13 protein-coding genes, 2 tRNA genes and 1 pseudogene are annotated in these 17,325 nt (G+C 73.3%); 12 read left to right on the forward strand and 4 right to left on the reverse strand.

Going from position 1 to position 17,325, the window contains the following annotated elements:
* Positions 1-514 precede the first annotated feature (514 nt).
* The 3 genes from rsfS to LRS74_RS23180 all read left to right on the forward strand — a co-directional run bounded on the left by rsfS (position 515) and on the right by LRS74_RS23180 (position 1,818).
* The gene (gene rsfS / locus LRS74_RS23170; RefSeq protein WP_277742818.1) at positions 515-961 is read left to right on the forward strand and encodes a ribosome silencing factor; all 447 of its coding nucleotides are present in this window, start codon (positions 515-517) and stop codon (positions 959-961) included.
* Complete coding sequence (locus LRS74_RS23175) at positions 958-1,611, forward strand: histidine phosphatase family protein (RefSeq protein ID WP_277744887.1); 654 nt, start codon at positions 958-960, stop codon at positions 1,609-1,611. Before rsfS ends, LRS74_RS23175 begins: the two co-directional genes overlap by 4 nt.
* Before the next feature lie 134 nt (positions 1,612-1,745).
* Positions 1,746-1,818: transfer RNA gene (locus LRS74_RS23180), tRNA-Ala, on the forward strand.
* A gap of 67 nt (positions 1,819-1,885) precedes the next feature.
* Here LRS74_RS23180 and LRS74_RS23185 read toward each other — a convergent pair.
* Positions 1,886-2,791: a helix-turn-helix transcriptional regulator gene (locus LRS74_RS23185; RefSeq protein ID WP_277742819.1), complete on the reverse strand. Its 906-nt coding sequence runs from the start codon at positions 2,789-2,791 to the stop codon at positions 1,886-1,888.
* A gap of 94 nt (positions 2,792-2,885) precedes the next feature.
* Here LRS74_RS23185 and LRS74_RS23190 point away from each other — a divergent pair, with 94 nt between their 5' ends.
* The 9 genes from LRS74_RS23190 to LRS74_RS23230 all read left to right on the forward strand — a co-directional run bounded on the left by LRS74_RS23190 (position 2,886) and on the right by LRS74_RS23230 (position 14,847).
* Positions 2,886-4,409 (forward strand): MFS transporter, encoded by a 1,524-nt coding sequence (locus LRS74_RS23190; RefSeq protein ID WP_277742820.1) that lies wholly within the window; start codon positions 2,886-2,888, stop codon positions 4,407-4,409.
* A gap of 70 nt (positions 4,410-4,479) precedes the next feature.
* Entirely contained in the window at positions 4,480-4,671 is a 192-nt protein-coding gene (locus LRS74_RS23195; protein WP_277742821.1) for a hypothetical protein, read from the forward strand.
* A gap of 7 nt (positions 4,672-4,678) precedes the next feature.
* The gene (locus tag LRS74_RS23200; protein ID WP_144383603.1) at positions 4,679-4,912 is read left to right on the forward strand and encodes a hypothetical protein; all 234 of its coding nucleotides are present in this window, start codon (positions 4,679-4,681) and stop codon (positions 4,910-4,912) included.
* 306 nt (positions 4,913-5,218) lie between these two features.
* A tRNA-Ala gene (locus tag LRS74_RS23205) sits at positions 5,219-5,291 on the forward strand.
* Positions 5,292-5,583: 292 nt separating this feature from the next.
* A complete protein-coding gene (gene leuS / locus LRS74_RS23210; RefSeq protein WP_277742822.1) occupies positions 5,584-8,457 on the forward strand; it encodes a leucine--tRNA ligase in 2,874 nt (957 codons plus the stop codon).
* 251 nt (positions 8,458-8,708) lie between these two features.
* Positions 8,709-9,506, forward strand: coding sequence for a hypothetical protein (locus LRS74_RS23215; RefSeq protein WP_277742823.1), 798 nt, complete (start codon positions 8,709-8,711; stop codon positions 9,504-9,506).
* A gap of 271 nt (positions 9,507-9,777) precedes the next feature.
* Positions 9,778-10,623, forward strand: a complete 846-nt coding sequence (locus tag LRS74_RS23220; RefSeq protein ID WP_277742824.1) for a DegV family protein — start codon at positions 9,778-9,780, stop codon at positions 10,621-10,623.
* Positions 10,624-11,186: 563 nt separating this feature from the next.
* Positions 11,187-12,047 carry a ComEA family DNA-binding protein gene (locus LRS74_RS23225; protein ID WP_347178154.1) on the forward strand — a complete coding sequence of 287 codons (861 nt, stop codon included), beginning with the start codon at positions 11,187-11,189 and terminating at the stop codon, positions 12,045-12,047.
* Between the two features lie 82 nt (positions 12,048-12,129).
* Positions 12,130-14,847, forward strand: coding sequence for a ComEC/Rec2 family competence protein (locus LRS74_RS23230; RefSeq protein WP_277742825.1), 2,718 nt, complete (start codon positions 12,130-12,132; stop codon positions 14,845-14,847).
* Here the strand turns inward: LRS74_RS23230 and LRS74_RS23235 are convergent.
* The 3 genes and pseudogenes from LRS74_RS23235 to LRS74_RS23245 all read right to left on the reverse strand — a co-directional run.
* Positions 14,777-16,267, reverse strand: a complete 1,491-nt coding sequence (locus tag LRS74_RS23235) for a substrate-binding domain-containing protein (protein ID WP_277742826.1) — start codon at positions 16,265-16,267, stop codon at positions 14,777-14,779. The genes LRS74_RS23230 and LRS74_RS23235 overlap by 71 nt on opposite strands.
* Before the next feature lie 108 nt (positions 16,268-16,375).
* Positions 16,376-16,849, reverse strand: coding sequence for a pyridoxamine 5'-phosphate oxidase (locus LRS74_RS23240; RefSeq protein WP_277742827.1), 474 nt, complete (start codon positions 16,847-16,849; stop codon positions 16,376-16,378).
* Between the two features lie 157 nt (positions 16,850-17,006).
* Positions 17,007-17,324, reverse strand: a pseudogene (locus tag LRS74_RS23245) (STAS domain-containing protein); the annotation flags it as partial.
* Position 17,325 lies beyond the last annotated feature (1 nt).

Consider the following 17,325-nt stretch of genomic DNA (forward strand, 5'->3'; position numbering starts at 1 on the left):
CACGGGGCGGTCGAGGGGGATCCGAGGGGGATGGCGGTCCGCGCGCATTCCACTCCGCGCGGTGTGGCCCGTGCCGCGCGCCCGTCCTCGCGCGGTGGGGTGCCGGCCTGTGGGCGTGTGCGTGTCCCGCGCGGTGGGGTGCGGCCTGTGTGTGGCGCGTGTGCGTGTCCTCGCGCGGTGGGGTGCCGGCCTGTGGTGCGTGTGCGTGTCCTCGCGCGGTGGGGTGCCGGCCTGTGGTGGGCGAGCGCGATGTGGTCCCAGCCGGGTGCGTCGCCCGCGTTCCCGCGCGGTGGGCGGTGTCCGGCCCCCGGCCGCGCGCTTCTCCGGCGGCGCCGTGGCCGCTCGCCCCGCGCGGTGCGGACCCCGCCCGAACAAACGGCTGGCGGAGGTGATGGTGGGCCGTGAGACCCTTGAGGTACCACATCCCGCCGACGGGTCGTACGCGTGTGCGAGTCGCTCGGTGGTCCGGACCTGCCGGACATCCCCACATCGACCCCGAGCCGAAAGCCTGCTTGTGACCGCCACGGACCGTTCCATCGAGCTCATCAACGCCGCCGCCCAGGCGGCCGCCGACAAGCTCGCGCACGACATCATCGCGTACGACGTCAGCGACGTGCTCTCCATCACCGACGCCTTCCTGCTGGCCTCGGCCCCCAACGACCGCCAGGTCAAGTCGATCGTCGACGAGATCGAGGAGCGGCTGAACAAGGAGCTGAACGCGAAGCCGGTCCGCCGTGAGGGCGACCGCGAGGCCCGCTGGGTGCTGCTGGACTACGTCGACATCGTGGTCCACGTCCAGCACAGCGAGGAGCGCGTCTTCTACGCCCTGGAGCGGCTGTGGAAGGACTGCCCGCAGCTGGAGCTGCCCGCCGACGCCGTCGCGACCCGCGGCAAGGCGGCGGAGTACGCCCAGGCCCAGGCCGCGGCCGGGGACGGCGGCCCGGACGGTGAGTTCCACTGAACGGAAGCAAGGGCGGTCGCGGCCGTCGCATCGTGCTGTGGCGGCACGGCCAGACCTCCTGGAACCTGGAGCGCCGCTTCCAGGGCTCCACGGACATCGAGCTGACCGAGACCGGCGTCGCGCAGGCGCGCCGGGCCGCCCGGCTGCTGGCCTCGATGAAGCCGGACGCGATCATCGCCTCCGACCTCAAGCGGGCCACGGCCACCGCGGCCGAGCTCGCGGCCGTCACCGGCCTGGAGGTCGCGCACGACGCCGGGCTCCGGGAGACCTACGCCGGCCACTGGCAGGGGCTCACGCACGAGGAGATCATCGAGCGCTTCGGCGAGCAGTACGCCGCGTGGAAGCGCGGTGAGCCCGTGCGACGCGGTGGCGGCGAGCTGGAGACTGAGGTCGCCGACCGGGCGGCGCCGGTGGTCCGCGCCGCCGCCGAGAAGCTGCCGGACGGCGGCACGCTGGTGGTGGTCAGCCACGGCGGCACCATCCGCACGACCATCGGCCGGCTGCTCGGGCTGGACTCCCACTCCTGGGAGGCGCTCGGCGGGCTGACCAACTGCTGCTGGTCGGTGCTGGGCGAGGGCGCGCGCGGCTGGCGCCTGCTGGAGCACAACGCCGGCACGCTGCCGGAGCCGGTGCTCGGCGACGACGTCTGACCTCGGGCAGGCCCTCCGACGACGGTCCCGGAGGGCCTCCGAACCCCGGATTTCACTTTCTGGCGGTGCGCAGGCTAAAGTTCTTCTTGTTCGCAGGGACGGCGGGGAAAACCCCGACGAAACCAAAGAACAGCGGGGCTATAGCTCAGTTGGTAGAGCGCTTGCATGGCATGCAAGAGGTCAGGAGTTCAATTCTCCTTAGCTCCACAATCAAGATCCCGCTCCCCTATCAGGGGGGCGGGATCTTCTGCGCATGCGGCCGCAACCCATGGGCTCACGCCGTCGTCGCCTGCGCCGACGCGGGCGAAGGCGCGTGCTCCGGCTCCGGACGCAGCCTCCGGAGCCGGCTCAGCCGCTCCCAGCTCTCCGCGTCGTTCGGGGTGTAGACGACGATCCGGTTCTCCGGCATCCCGTTGATCGACAAGGAGACCGAGGTCATCCGCAGCCGGTCGACGTCGGGGTGCCAGAAGGTCTTCACCCGCGGGCCCGGCTCGACGACGTCGCCGCTCCGCCACAGCTCGGCGAAGCGCGGGCTGGCGGCCGACAGCCCGCGGACGAAGTCCTCCCAGGCGGGCTCGCCCACATGGCGCCCGTAGGCGCTGCGCAGGGTCGCCACCATCACCGGCAGCTCCCTGTCCCGGTAGACGAGCGGACAGGCGCTCACGTCGACGGTGAAGAGCATCCACAGCACGTTGCGCACCCGCCCCTCGCGGAGCAGGGGCACGTCGAACAGATGGCGGTAGGCGGGGTTGGTCGCGAGGATGTCGTACCGCGCGTTGTAGACCACCGCCGGATGCGGGTCGAGCGCGTCGATGATGCCCTGGACCTCGGCGCCGACCTGCCACGCGTCCCCGATCGGGCCGGGCGCGTACGCCACCTCCGCCAGGTGGTAGAGGTGCTCCCGCTCGGCGGCGTCCAGCCGTAGCGTGCGCGCCACCGCGTCCAGCACCTGGGCGGAGGCGTTGATCGGGCGGCCCTGCTCCAGCCACGTGTACCAGGTGACGCCGACGCCGGAGAGCTGCGCCACCTCCTCGCGGCGCAGTCCGGGGGTACGGCGCCGCAGTCCGGGCGGCATCCCCACGTCCTGCGGGGTCACCCGCGCTCGGCGGCTGCGCAGGAAGGCGGCCAGCTCGGGCCGGCGGCGCTGTGGTGTGGTGGCCATCGTCGTCACATCCCCCATGGTCGATGCCGCGTTCCGCCGCTGCCAGGTGCTGCCAGTACCAGCATCGGCGGGCTCTCGTTACCGGTATCGGCATGCGGCGAGTCTCGTGGACATGACCAACACCGTACGGGCGACGCCCGCTTCCTCCGTCCACCCCGACCCGTCCGTCCGCTCCGACGCGTCGGCCCGTCCCGAACCGGGAGTGGCCGCGGACCGGGCCGGGGACGCCTCGGGCGGGCCGCCGAGCAGATCGGCGCCGCGGCCCGGCTGGCTGCTGGCAATTGTTCTTACCGGCCTGTTCATGGCGCTGTTGGACGTCTTCATCGTCAATGTGGCGGCGCCGACCCTCGCCGCCGATCTGCACGCCTCCGGCGCCGGGCTGCAACTGGTCATCACCGGCTACACCATCGCCTACGCCGTCCTGCTCATCACCGGCGCCCGGATCGGGGCGCGGATCGGGCACCGCAGGGCGTTCCTGGCCGGTCTCGCGGTCTTCACCGCCGCCTCGCTGGCCTGTGGACTGGCCCCGAACACCGGGTCGTTGATCGCGTTCAGGGTGGTGCAGGGCACGGGCTCGGCCCTGATGCTGCCGCAGGTGCTCAGCCTGATCCAGCGTACGTACACCGGCAGTTCACGGGCGCGGGCGCTGGGCGCGTACTCCGCCGTGCTCGCCTCGGGCGCGGCCGCCGGACAGATCGTCGGGGGCGTGCTGGTGAGCGCCGACCTGTTCGGCGCCGGCTGGCGGCCGGTCTTCCTGGTCAACGTGCCGATCGGGGTGCTGCTGCTGGTGGTCGGGCCGCGGTTGATGCCGCGCGACCGGGTGGACGCGGCGGCCGCATCCCGTCGGATGGACATGCCGGGCCTGCTGCTGCTCGCGGCGGCCGTTCTGCTGTTCACCGTGCCGCTGGTGCTCGGGCAGGACCGCGGCTGGCCGCTGTGGTGCTGGGTGGCGCTGGCCGCGAGCGCGCTGCTGGTGGCGGCGTTCACCGGGTACGAGGCGCGGCTGTCCCGGCGCGGTGGGGCGCCGCTGATCGCCCCCCGGGTGGTGCGGGCGCCGGGGATGCCGGTGGCGGTGGTCCGGCTGGCCGTGGCCATGGCCGTGAACGGAGGCTTCCTGTTCGTCCTGGCGTTGCACACCCAGAGCGCGCTCGGCTACAGCGCGCTCCGCGCGGGGCTGACCTTCGCCCCGGCCGCGGTGGCCTTCGGGGTGACCGGGCTCAACTGGCGGCGGCTGCCCCGGCGGTGGCAGCCGGGGCTGGTGCCGGGCGGCTTCGTGCTCGCGGCCGTCTCCTTCGCCGGCGTCGGGCTGGCGCTGCACGGCGGCCACCATGCCGACCTGGGGCTCTACGCCTCGATGGTGGGCGTGGGCGTCGGCCTGTCGCTCGCCTACAGTCCCGCCCTCGCCAGGGCGCTGGAGACGGTGCGGCAGGAGGACGCGGCGGACGCCAGCGGGGTGCTCGTGACATCGGGTCAGATCGGACTGCTCGTCGGAGTGGCGGCACTGGGCGCCCTCTACCTGGGGATGGCGGGGGACGTGCCCGCGGGGGACTCGGCCGGGGACGCGCTCCTGGCGACCGCGCTCGCCATGGCCGGCACCTCCCTGGGCGGCGCCCTGGTCGTCGGGCGCCGCCGCTGACCGGAAGGCCGTCCCATGGCAGAATCGATCGCCGGAGGGGGGACGGGGCCCACAGGGGAGGAATGGTGCGATGCAGACCAGTGTCCTCAAGGAGGTCGGCGATCTCGGCGACCTCCGCGACAGTGCTGCCTCCGCCGGGTCCGACCGTTCGCCTGTCGGCCTCAGATGCCCGGCCTGCCAATCGGTCAACGTCGCCCAGGTGCTCGGCGACAACGGTGGCGTTTCCTACGTCTGTACGGCCTGCGGCCACATCTGGAGCTGAGTGATCGATGGGGGCACACAGCCGGAAGTGCGACTGGTGCAACAGCGGGACGCCGATCGTCCGCGACATGGAGCCGCTCAATCCCGAGTACCAGTACTGGTGCGTGGAGTGCGCGCGGGCGCTGATCATAAAAGGCGACCCGATCGAGACCTACCGTGAGCTGGAGGGCGAGCCGATCTACGGCCGGCTCCTCGACGAGCACTGCACCCTCAAACGCTTCTATTCGTTCGCGACGGCGTGACCGCGGTGCCGTGACCGCGGTGCCGTGACCGCGGTGCCGTGACCGTGGGTGCGTGGGTGCGGGCGGTGGCCTGAAGCAGGCCGCCGCCGGCCACCCGCGCGGACCGCGTGAGCCGAGGGGAGCCCCGCGCGGGCCGCGGAGTGGTCGGCTCCGACCGTGGACTGGTCGACGAGGTCCGCGCGGAGGCGGTGCGAGGGCCCCCGGGGGAACCGATTTGGCAAAGGGCCGGGTGGTCCGTGTAATGTAGGCATCGCCGCCGAGGGGAACCGGAGGGAAACCGAAGGAGAACCAAGCGGTGCAAAGCCTGGGGCTATAGCTCAGTTGGTAGAGCGCTTGCATGGCATGCAAGAGGTCAGGAGTTCAATTCTCCTTAGCTCCACTCTCTAAGAGGGCGGGTCATCCGAAATGGATGGCCCGCCCTCTTCCGTGTTAAGCGGCTGTGTTGTGGCTCACCGCGGTGCGGCCCCTTGGCACGCTGCGGTAATCTGACCCCATGCGTGCCGTACGCCTTCTGCTTAGCGGGCCGCGCTGATCAGTACCGACCGGTGACACACCAGGTCGGCATCGGCGCGGCGTCCCCTCCTGTGCGAGGGGATTTTTCATTTCCGCCGGTGGCCGCCGGAGCCCCCGGTGATCCGCTGACAGAGACGATCGATGGAGCTTTGAGGACGATGAGCGAGACCCACACCGCTGCCGAGGCGGCGGCCGCCCCGCACCGCTACACGGCGGCGCTGGCCGCCGACATCGAGGCCCGCTGGCAGGACGTCTGGGACGCGGACGGCACGTACGAGGCGCCCAACCCGAGCGGCGACCTGGCGGGCGACTCCGAGCTGGTCGCGCGGCCGAAGAAGTTCATCATGGACATGTTCCCGTACCCCTCGGGTGCGGGGCTGCACGTAGGCCACCCGCTGGGCTACATCGCCACCGACGTCTACGCCCGCTTCCACCGCATGACCGGGCACAACGTCCTGCACACCCTGGGCTTCGACGCCTTCGGCCTGCCGGCCGAGCAGTACGCGGTGCAGACCGGCACCCACCCCCGGGTCTCCACCGAGGCCAACATCGCCAACATGCAGGCGCAGCTGCGCCGCCTGGGCCTGGGCCACGACAAGCGCCGCTCGTTCGAGACGATCGACCCGGACTACTACAAGTGGACCCAGTGGATCTTCCTCCAGATCTTCAACTCCTGGTATGACGAGGAGGCGCGGCGGGCGCGCCCGATCGACGAGCTGGTCGAGGCGTTCGCCTCCGGTGAGCGCGCCACCCCGGACGGGCGCCCCTGGAGCGAGCTGAGCGCCGCCGAGCGCTCCGACGTGCTGGGCGGCCACCGCCTGGCGTACGCCTCGGACTCGCCGGTCAACTGGTGTCCGGGCCTGGGCACCGTGCTGGCCAACGAGGAGGTCACCGCGGACGGCCGCTCCGAGCGTGGCAACTTCCCGGTGTTCAAGGCCAACCTGCGCCAGTGGAACATGCGGATCACCGCGTACGCGGAGCGGCTACTGACCGACCTGGACGGCCTGGACTGGCCGGAGGCCATCAAGCTGCAGCAGCGCAACTGGATCGGGCGCAGCGAGGGCGCGCGGGTCGACTTCGCGGTCGACGGCCACCCGGACGCCAAGGTGACGGTCTTCACCACCCGCCAGGACACCCTGTTCGGCGCCACCTACATGGTGCTGGCCCCCGAGCACGAGCTGGTCGAGGAGATCGTCCCGGCGGCGTGGCCCGAGTCCACCCACGAGGTGTGGACCGGCGGGCACGCCACCCCCGGCGAGGCGGTGGCCGCCTACCGCAAGCAGGCCATGGCCAAGTCGGACGTCGAGCGGCAGGCCGAGGCCAAGGACAAGACGGGCGTCTTCACCGGCGCGTACGCGATCAACCCGGTCAGCGGCGACCGCGTCCCGGTCTTCATCGCCGACTACGTGCTGATGGGCTACGGCACCGGCGCGATCATGGCGGTCCCGGCGCACGACTCCCGCGACTTCGCCTTCGCCCGCGCCTTCGAGCTGCCGATGCGCTGCGTCGTGAGCCCCTCGGACGACCGCGGCACCGACCCGTCCACCTGGGACGACGCCTTCGACTCGTACGAGGCGGAGATCATCGGCTCCGCCGGCGCGGAGGTCTCCCTGGACGGGCTGGTGGTCCCGGACGCCAAGGTGAAGATCACCGAGTGGCTGGCGGCCCGGGGCATCGGCGAGGGCACCGTCAACTACCGGCTGCGCGACTGGCTGTTCAGCCGACAGCGCTACTGGGGCGAGCCCTTCCCGATCGTGTACGACGAGGACGGCGTGGCGCACGCGCTGCCCGAGTCGATGCTGCCGCTGGAGCTGCCCGAGGTCGACGACTACGCGCCGCGTACCTTCGACCCCGAGGACGCTCACTCCAAGCCGGAGACCCCGCTGTCGCGCAACGAGGCGTGGGTCGACGTCGAGCTGGATCTGGGCGACGGCCCCAAGCGCTACCGGCGTGAGACCAACACCATGCCGAACTGGGCCGGTTCGTGCTGGTACGAGCTGCGCTATCTGGACCCGCGCAACAGCGAGAAGCTGGTCGACCCGGAGATCGAGCGCTACTGGATGGGCCCGCGCGAGGGTCAGCCGCACGGCGGCGTCGACCTGTACGTGGGCGGCGCCGAGCACGCCGTGCTGCACCTGCTGTACGCCCGCTTCTGGTCGAAGGTCCTGTTCGACCTGGGCCACATCTCGTCCCCCGAGCCCTTCCACCGCCTGTTCAACCAGGGCATGATCCAGGCGTACGTCTACCGGGACGTCCGTGGCTTCCCGGTCCCGGCCGCCGAGGTCGAGGAGCGGGACGGGAAGTTCTTCTACGCCGGCGAGCAGGTCAAGCGCGAGCTGGGCAAGATGGGCAAGTCCCTGAAGAACGCCGTCACCCCGGACGAGATCTGCGCGGAGTACGGCGCGGACACGCTGCGCCTGTACGAGATGGCCATGGGCCCGCTGGACGTCTCCCGTCCCTGGGACACCCGCGCGGTCATCGGCCAGTACCGGCTGCTGCAGCGGCTGTGGCGCAACGTCGTGGACGAGAACACCGGTGAGGTGACGGTCACCGACGCCGAGCCGGACGAGGCCACGCTGCGCGCCCTGCACAAGGCCATCGACGGTGTGCGCCAGGACATGGCCGGGCTGCGCTTCAACACCGCCATCGCCAAGATCACCGAACTGAACAACCACGTCACCAAGGTGGGCGAGGTGCCGCGCTCGGTGGCCGAGGGCCTGGTGCTGCTGATCGCCCCGCTGGCCCCGCACATCGCCGAGGAGCTGTGGCGCAAGCTGGGGCACCAGGACTCCGTGGTGCACCACGACTTCCCGGTCGCCGACCCCGCCTTCGCCGTGGACGAGGCCGTGACCTGCGTGGTGCAGATCAAGGGCAAGATCAAGGCGCGGCTGGAGGTCCCGCCGTCGATCACCGACGACGAGCTGGAGAAGCTGGCGCTGGGCGACCCGGCGGTCGTGGCGGCGCTGGGCGGCGCGGGCATCCGCAAGGTCATCGTCCGGGCGCCGAAGCTGGTCAACATCGTCCCCGCCTGATCCGCGCCTGATCCCCGGCCGCCCTGGGTCGGGGACTGCCCGGCCCTGGGCCGGGGCGTAGGGGATGTCCACTACGGGCAGGTCGCGGGTTCCGCTGGAACCCGCGACCTGCCCGTAGCGTTTACGGTGAAAGGGCCGTGAGGCCGCCCGTCGGTTCGGTTGGTTCGGTCCGGTCCGGTCCGGTCCGGTCCGGTCCGGTCCGGTCCGGTTCGGTTCGGTCTGGTTCGCTTCGGTTAGGTGAAGGAGCACCCATGGAAACCATTGGGTTGATCCTGCTGCTGCTCTTCGTGCTCTTCGTCGTGGCGGGCGCCTACGTGACGGTGCGAACCGTTCGCGCGGCGAGGCGCGGCATCGACCGCACCGTCACCCAGGCCCGGCGCACCGTGGAGGACACCCGCTTGCGCGCCAAGCGGTACGCGACGCCCGGCGCCGCCGGAGAGCTGGCCCAGCTGCGCCTGTCGCTGCGCACCTCGATGCGCGCCACCCGGGAGACGCTTGAGGCGGGGGTCGCCGAGGACCCCGCCCTGAAGGAGTCGCTGGCCCTGTTCGAGCGGCTCAGCGCGCACGGGGTGGAGCTGGAGGGCGAGCTCAGGCGACTGGAGCGGGAGCCGGACCGGACCCGGCTGGCCGCCCGGCTGCCGGAGCTGCGCGAGCGCACGGAGCGGATCACCCACTCCGCCGACTCGCTGCGCTGGGCGGCGCGGGAGCGAGCCCACCGGTTCGCCTCGGACGACCTGGCCGATCTGGGACGCGAGATCGACCTGGAGGCGGGCGCGCTGCGGCACTGGGCGCCGGCTGCGGAGCCGGACGCCCCGTCGGGTGCGCCGGCGGGGGCTGCGCAGGGGGTTGGCCCGCGGGCCGGCGGAACGGGGTCCGGCGCGGGTACGGGTGCGGGCGACGTGCCCGGGGTCGGCGGCGGGTCGGGATCCGGGTTCGACACAGGACAGGCGGGGCCGCGGGCGATCGCCGCCCCCGAGGACCCCGAGTGGCAGCCGGGCCACGGCTGGCAGCGCTGGCAGAAGGAGCCGAGGCCGGAGAGCAACGGCTGAACGGCGGCGTGGCCGGTGAGCGGCGGCTGGACGGCGGTGGGGTCGGTGAGCGGCGGCTGAACTGCGCTGCGGCCGAAGAATCGGTGGCTGGACGGTGCTGCGGCGGTGAGCGGTGGCTGGACGGCGGTGTTGGTCGAAGAGCGGCGGTGCGGCGGTGAGCGGCGCGTCGCGTGCCGGGCGGATCCGGCGTACGGCCCGGGGCCGGCTGCGCACACCACGGTCGGAGGGCCCGCGCTGTCCGTGATCCGTGTCCCCCGATAACCTCCCAGTCATGCCCCGCCATGTCGCCATCGTCACCGATTCCACGGCGTATCTGCCGCAGCACGCGATGGAGCGGCATCGCATCACGTCGGTGCCGCTGACGGTGGTCCTGGGGGACCAGGCGCTGGAGGAGGGCACCGAGATCAGCGCCCGGTCCGTCGCGCAGGCGCTGCAGAAGCGCACGCCGGTCACCACCTCACGGCCCAACCCGGAGATGTTCGCCGCGGCCTACAGCGCGGCCGCCGCGACCGGCGCCACGGGGATCGTCTCGCTGCACCTGTCGGCCGAGTTCTCCGGCACGTACGACGCGGCGGTGCTCGCCGCCCAGGACGCGCCCGTGCCGGTGCGCGTGGTGGACACCGGGATGGTGGCGATGGCGTTGGGCTTCTGCGCGCTGGCCGCCGCCGAGGCCGCGGAGAGCGGCGGCACCCTCGACGAGGCGGTGGCCGCCGCCGAGAAGTGCGCCGAGGGCACCTCCGCGTACTTCTACGTGGACACCCTCGACTACCTCCGCCGCGGCGGCCGCATCGGGGCCGCCCAGGCCCTCGTCGGCTCAGCCCTCGCGGTCAAGCCGCTGCTCCAGCTCGACGAGGGCCGGATCGAGCTGCGGGAGAAGGTGCGCACCGCCTCCAAGGCCATCGCCCGCCTGGAGGAGATCGTCGTGGAGCGCGCCGGATCCAGCCCCGTCGACATCGCGGTTCACCACCTGGCCGCCGGTGAACGCGCCACCGCCCTCGCCGCACGCCTGCGCGAGCGGGTTCCCGGCCTTGCCGAGCTCTACGTCAGCGAGGTCGGCGCGGTCATCGGGGCCCACACGGGGCCGGGGCTGCTCGGCGCGGTGGTCTCACCAAGGTAGGCGGTCGGGCCGGCTGGGCGCCGGGGATGTGGGGCGGTACGCCGGGAGATCGGGCGTGCCTCGGGACATCGGGCGGTGCGCCGGGACACTGGGCGGTTCGCCGACAGGACATCGGGACGCTGGGACATCGGGCGGTGCGCCGGGACAGGACATCGGGGGCGGGCGCCGGGGTATCGGGCGGACGCCCTCGTGTGGGTGACGCGCTTATCCACAACGCACGGGTTATCCACGGAATCTGAGCGCGCTCAGCGGTAGCCGCGACGCCGGCCTACCGTCGGCGCATGGACATCCGATCACGCACCGTAATCGAGCCGGCCATGGCCTTCGCCGCGGTGGCGCCCCCACGGGAGCGGGCCGCCCGCCTGCTCCGCGACGCACCCCGCGTTCGACATGACGCGCCCCGTGGCGCCCCGCGAGCGGGACCGGCCGCCGAGGAGCCGGATGCCGGGGGCGGGGAGCCGGGCGTGGGGGAGGGCGGTGCGTCGTGCGGCGGAGGGGTGGTGTCGCGCGAGGGATCAGGCGTCCTCCATGACAGGGAGGCTGCGGCACGAGACAGGACGGGCATGCCCGCAGACGCGCCGGGCGTGCCGGGAGACGGGCCGGGCGTGCCGCGAGGCGAGGAGGGCCTGGGCCTGTCGCGTCCCGGAGACACGGACAGCGCCCACGAGCCGGGCGCGCCCGTCGAGCCCGATGGCGCGGCGCCGACGTCCCCCGGCGGGCCGCGGCTGCGTCCGCGCGTCCGTCTGGCACTGAGGGAGCGACTCCCGCTGTGGTGGCAGACCCGCTGCGGCGTCGAGCCGAGGGCGCTCGCGGCCCTCGGACTGGTGCTGCTGGCGGTGACGGGGTTCGGCGTCTACCACTTCTGGGCCGGGCGACCGCAGACCGTGCGGGCACCGGAGGTCGAACCTCCGCGGGCGGCTCCCACGGAGCCCGGGCCCCCGATGGGAGCCGGTCCCACGGCGGCTGCCGGACCGGGGCGGACGGTCGTGGTGGATGTGGCGGGGCGGGTGCGGGACCCCGGGGTGCACCGGCTGCCGACGGGGTCACGGGTCGCCGACGCTCTCAGGGCGGCGGGCGGGGTGCGCCCCGACACCGATGTGAGCGGCCTGAACCGCGCCCGCACGCTGACGGACGGTGAGCAGATCGTCGTCGGCGGCACACCGGCTCCGGTCCCGGCACCACCCGGGGGTCCGGCCGTTCCGCAGCCCGGGGGCGCGCCCACGCCCGGCAGCGCCCCGGTCAGCCTGAACTCCGCCACCGCCGAACAGCTCGACGCGCTGCCGGGGGTGGGCCCGGTCCTCGCCCAGCACATCCTGGACTACCGCACGCGGCACGGCGGCTTCCGCTCCGTGGACGAGCTGCGCGACGTCAACGGCATCGGCGACCAGCGCTTCGCCGACCTCAGCCCCCTGGTGCGGCCATGACGCGTCAGCCGCCCCCGGTCGGGGCCACCCCGGAGCGGCCCGGTCGACGCGTGCCCGTGGCGGGCGTCATGAGGGCGGCGCCATGACGTCCTCGACGCCGACCTCCGGGCCGGGCCGTGGAGGGGCCACCGGCCCGGGCCGGTCGCCGATCCGCCGGCCGGCCGGGGCGCGGGCCGCGGTGCACAGCGCGGCGGCCTCGCCGCTCGGTGCGTCCGATCCGCGCCAGGAGGGGCCGGCCGACCTTCGCCTGGTTCCTCCCGCTCTCGCCGCCTGGGGTGCGGCCGCGCTGGCGCTGGGGATGCCGGGAGTCGTCGTGGCGATCGGCTGCGCGGGGGCGGTCCTCGTCGCGGTGGCGCTGTGGTGGAGCGTTCTCCGGCGGCGCCGCCCCTTCGGCGGCCCGGAGGGCGAGTCGGCACGGGGCCCGGCGGCGCGGCGCCGGGCGGCCGGGCCGGTGACCGCCGTGGTGACCGCGTTGTTGTGCGCCGCCGCGGCCGGGTCGGTCGCCGGTCTCCAGGCCGCTGAGCTGCGCCGGGGACCGGTCGCCGCGCTGGCGGGGCGGTACGCGGAGACCACGGTGGAGCTGACGTTGACCGGTGACCCGAGTCAGGTGCGGCCGCGGGTGCGCGGCGCCGCCACGCTGCCGTCCACCGTGGTGGTCCCGGCCGAGACCCTGCGCGTCACCACGGTCGGCGGGGCGGTGACGCACACCGAGGTGCCCGTGCTGGTGGTGGTCCATCCGCAGGGCCGGGCGCGGGCGGCGTGGCTCGGGCAACTGCCTTCCACCCGGCTGCGGGTGACGGGCCGTCTGGCGCCGTCGACGCGCCCCGGGGACCGGGCGGCGGCGGTCGTACGGGTGCGGGGCGCCGGGCCGCCGCACGTCATGGCAGGGCCGACAGCGGCGCAGCGCGTGGCGGGGCGGATGCGCGCCGGTCTCCGTGAGGCGAGCGACGGGCTCGCGCCGGACGCCCGGGCGCTGTTGCCGGGGTTGGTGGTCGGGGACACGGCACGGATTCCCCCAGACCTGGACGACGCCTTCCGGGCCACGGACCTGACGCACTTGTTGGCCGTCAGCGGCAGCAACCTCACGCTGGTGCTCACCTTGCTGATCGGCCCACCCCGGTCGGCCGCGCGGGCCGAACGGGGCGGGCTTGCCGGGAGGCTGGGCATCCCGCTGCGGGCCACGGCCCTCCTGGGCGGCGGGCTGACGCTCGCCTTCGTCATCGTCTGCCGCCCGGAGCCCAGCGTGCTGCGGGCCGCCGCGTGCGGCCTGATCACTCTGCTGGCGATCGGCACCGGGCGCCGGCGCGCGCTGCTCCCCGCGCTCGCCGCCGCGGTACTCGCCCTGGTGCTCTACGACCCGTGGTTGGCCCGGAGTTACGGCTTTCTGCTCTCCGTGCTGGCCACCGGTGCGCTGCTGCTCATCGCGCCGCGGTGGAGCGCCGCGCTACGGCGCCGAGGGGTGCCGTCGCGGCTGGCCGAGGTGCTGGCGGCGGCCGCCGCGGCCCAGGCGGTGTGCGCGCCGGTGATCGTGGTGCTGGCCGCGCGGGTGAGCCTGGTGGCGATCCCCTGCAACCTGCTCGCCGAGCTCGCCGTGGGCCCCGCCACGGTCCTGGGCTTCGCCGCCCTCGCGGTGGCGCCGCTCGCCCTCCCGGTGGCCCGTGCGCTGGCCTGGCTGGCCGGGTGGCCGGCGGAGTGGATCGCGACGGTGGCCCGGACCGGCGCCGGGCTGCCGGGCGCCGAGGCGGGCTGGCCGGGTGGCTGGAGCGGCGGGCTGCTGCTGGCGGCGGCCACCGCACTCGCCATCCTGCTGGGACGTCGCCTGGCCTCTCACCCCCGGTTGTGCCTGGCCGGCGCGTTGCTCCTCCTGGTGGCGCTGGTGCGCCCCGCCCCGCTGGCCCGCGTGGTCACCGGCTGGCCGCCGCCCGGCTGGCGCATGGTGGCGTGCGACGTCGGCCAGGGAGACGCCCTGGTGCTGGCGGCGGGCGCCGGCTCCGCCGTCGTCGTGGACACCGGGCCCGAGCCGCGCACCGTCGACCGGTGCCTGCGCGACCTGGGCGTGGACCAGATCCCGCTGCTGGTGCTGACGCACTTCCACGCCGACCATGTGGCGGGGCTGGCGGGCGCCGTGCGCGGCCGGCCGGTCGGCGCGATCCAGACGACCGCGCTGGCCGAGCCGCCCGGCCAGGCGGCGCTCGTGCGCCGCGTGGCGCGGGCCGCTCGCATCCCCGTGATCACCGCGACGCCGGGTGAGCGACGGCGGGCCGGGCCGCTGTCCTGGGAGGTGCTCTGGCCGCCGGTCGGCGCGGCGGCCGCGCGGGGTGGGGCGCCCGGTGGCTCGACCGGATGGCCGGGCGAGGGGCCGAACGACGCGAGCGTGACGCTGCTGGTCCGCACCGGGGGGCTGACCCTGCTGCTCCTGGGCGATCTCGAACCGCCCGCCCAGCGGGCCTTGCTGGCCGCCGCGCCGGGGCTCGGACCGGTCGACGTCCTCAAGGTCGCGCACCACGGATCGGCCTACCAGGACCCGGAGCTGTTACGCCGGCTGCGCCCCCGGCTGGCCGTCGTCTCCTGCGGGGCGGACAACCCGTACGGGCACCCGTCGCCCCGCACGATCGCGGCGCTGCGTCGGCAGGGCGCGGTGGTGGTACGCACGGACACCGACGGTCCGATCGCGGTCAGCGGTGCCGGTGCCGGACTGCGGGCCTCGGTCAGGGGCGGCAGACGTCGGGTCAGGGGCGGCAGACGTCGTGGGGGGCGCTCTGCCGGTCGGAGCAGGGCACGTGCTTGTACATGCGCATGAAGTTCCGGGCGGTGTCGCTGTTCAGGAAGGCGAGGAACTTGGCGGTGAGGGAGCCGTCCTCGGGCCGCCCGTACGTGTAGAGGTATTCGACCGCCCAGAAGGGATAGTCGCGTTGTCTGCCCCATTCGATGTCGGGCTCATGGCCGTCCAGCCGGAGGGTGTGCACGCCGGCGTGCTTGGTGGCCGCGTAGGTCTCCGTGTAGCCGAGGGCGCCGGGCGTGCGGTTGATCGTGTCGAGCAGGTCCTCGGTGCTGTTCACCTCGCAGCGGGTGACGCGGGCCCGGCGGTCCCGGTCCTTGGTGGCGCAGTCGAAGGAGGAGACGACGCCGGGCTCGGAGCGGTCGAGCACCGTGGTCTCGAAGGTCCTGCGGGTGCCGGACCTGCTGTCCCGGCTGACCAGGCGTATCGGCTGCTCGGCACCGCCGAGTTGGCGCCAGTTGGTGTAGGTGCCGTCGTAGATCGCCCGCACCTGCCGGCGGGTGAGGCTGTCCACCCCGTTGCGCTCGTTGACCACCAGGCTGAGCAGGACCACGCCGACCGGTGGTTGGCCCTCCAGCCGTCGGTAGGACCTGGGGGCGGGCACGTCCGACATGGCGATGAAGGCCGGGCTGCCGTTCGGCGCCGAGCGACCGGCGCGATCCAGGTTGCCGAGCCCCGCCAGGCTGCCGCTCTCCCGCACCGTGATCTCGGCGCCCGGGCACTGCTTCTCGTAGGCGCGGGCCGTCTCCCGTATCGGGGGAGCGAAGGCCGTGGACCCGTCGAGGGTGAGCCGCCCGGACGCGCACTCCATGCGGACGGGCTCCTCGGCGGCCGAGTTGAGCAGCAGCCCGCCCAACAGCCCGACCAGGACGATGAAGGTCGCGCCGAGCGCGAGGCTGGGGGTGCTCGGCCCACGGCGCTGCGCGTTGCGTCTGACGTGGCCACCGCTGAGGAAGCCGTCGAGGGTGACCGAGTCGCCCGAACCGGACAGCAGGACCAGCAGCTTGAAGTGGTCCCGCTTGTTGAGCGGCACGCGGGGGATGGCGAGTCGACTGCCGTCGGGGCGCAGGCCGCCGTTGCGGCCGAGCATGGCGGTGAGCGTGGACGGATTGGCGTCGGGCACCTCGACGCCGATGATGGTGCGGCCGGGGAAGTCGACGGTGAGCGGCTCCTGGTAGTCGTTGCGCACGATGTCCTTGCTGCCGTCGTTCTCGATCCGCAGCAGCGCCAGCGTGGCGTCGGGCACCTCCCGGTTCTCCCGCAGCAGCCGCAACTGCACCATGCTGTGTGCGGCCTGGGGATTGACGCCGATCGCGGTGTCCATCTGCACCCGGTAGCCGATGCGTTTGCGGCCCGGCAGAAAGCGCTCCACCGCCCAGAGCACCCCGGTGGTCACCAGCCCGGCCAGCGCCAGAATCGTCTCGGTGTCAGGCAGGGCCATGGCAACCTCGCACGTATGGTCGGATGTGGGTCCGAGCAATCTACGAAGGAGGCACGGCTTCCGCGGAGGCTTCGAAAAGCGGTCACCAGAGGTTCATCGTCCGGCCCCTCAGACCGTCCACACCCCGCCCCGCATCAGGTGCCGTCCTGGCATCTCCGGAATCTCGTGCCACACCTGCACCTCTGTCAGCAGCACCCGGTGGTAGGCGTAGGCGTGGCCGTTGCGCGGATGGCGAGGGTCCCAACCGGCCTTGGCGGCGAAGGCGTTCGCAGTCGCGGCCGGCACCTCGTCCACCCGGACGACATCCGCCACCCGGCCCTCCAACAGCGCCACATCGCGGGTGTGCGCCAGCGAGAGCCGCACCGGGCGGCCGGGCTCGCCCAGGTTGCGACCGGTGGGGTTGGACCTGCGGGTGGAGAGCCATATCGCCTCCCCGTCCCACAGGAACGACAGCGCGACCAGACAGGGCACCCCCGCGGAGTCGGCCGAGGCGACCCAGATGTCCTCCTCGCGCTCCAGTCGCTCCAGCAGATCGCGCCGTCGCTGCTCCGCGCTGCGCACGGCCGTGGTCTCCACCGTCATAAGGGGCTCCTCACCTGGGGAAATGCGGTTTCAAGGGCGAGCCCCTCGCACACTACCCGTGGGCGCTCCCCGCCTCCTCGGTCGCGAAACGCAGGGCGCGGGCCCGACGGCCGGCGAGATCCTCCGTCAGGCGCGGCAGGCCCTCCTCTGCCGCGGCGACGCTGGAGTAGATCGGGAACACCTTGCGGAGCCCGGTGATCCGGAAGATCTTGAGAATGCGCTCCTCGGTGCAGACCACTCCCACGCAGCCACCGCGTGCCCAGGTGCGCTTGAGCGCGCCCACGATGACTCCCAGACCCGTGCTGTCGAGATAGTCCACGCCGCTCATCTCGATGATCAGGAGAATGCGCCCGTGGTTGACCAGCTCGATGATCACCTCCCGCAGCTTCGGGGCGGTGTAGACATCGCATTCGCCGACCGTCGTGACGACGGTCATCTCGTCGGAGACATGCTCATAGGTGATGCTCAGGTCCATG

Origin of the sequence: Streptomyces sp. LX-29 (assembly GCF_029541745.1) — a bacterium.
Lineage (GTDB): Bacteria > Actinomycetota > Actinomycetes > Streptomycetales > Streptomycetaceae > Streptomyces.